This is a genomic window from Shewanella sp. T24-MNA-CIBAN-0130 (assembly GCF_040310185.1).
Lineage (GTDB): Bacteria > Pseudomonadota > Gammaproteobacteria > Enterobacterales > Shewanellaceae > Shewanella > Shewanella psychromarinicola.
In genome coordinates this window covers 1-275 of the sequence record NZ_JBEOPP010000287.1, presented here as the reverse complement: position 1 = coordinate 275, position 275 = coordinate 1, and the positions used below count along the sequence as shown (strand labels likewise).

The following is a 275-nucleotide window of genomic DNA, read 5'->3' as shown; positions in this document are numbered from 1 at the left end:
CTAATATTGTATTCAAAAACAAGAGTATTGAGTTTGATGGAAGTAATATAGAGGTTAGAAATGAAATATTGAAATCTATATCTGAGAATATAGCGGATAAAAATGAAGCTGTCGTGTCATTTAGTCATGAGATAAACACGCTGCAAAGTAGGTTGTTAGATTTAGAAAAAAGCACGCCGCCAGATTTATTTCAATTGGCAATGTTTAGTGAAAACATTCGTACGGAAGAGCAATACGATTCAGATGCACACGAAATATTATTAACAATTCAAGAG

General features: G+C 32.4%; 1 protein-coding gene. It reads left to right on the top strand.

What is annotated here, in order from left to right:
- Nucleotides 1-275 (top strand): hypothetical protein (locus tag AAEZ02_RS22415; RefSeq protein ID WP_351125237.1); only part of this gene is annotated, 275 nt, incomplete at both ends.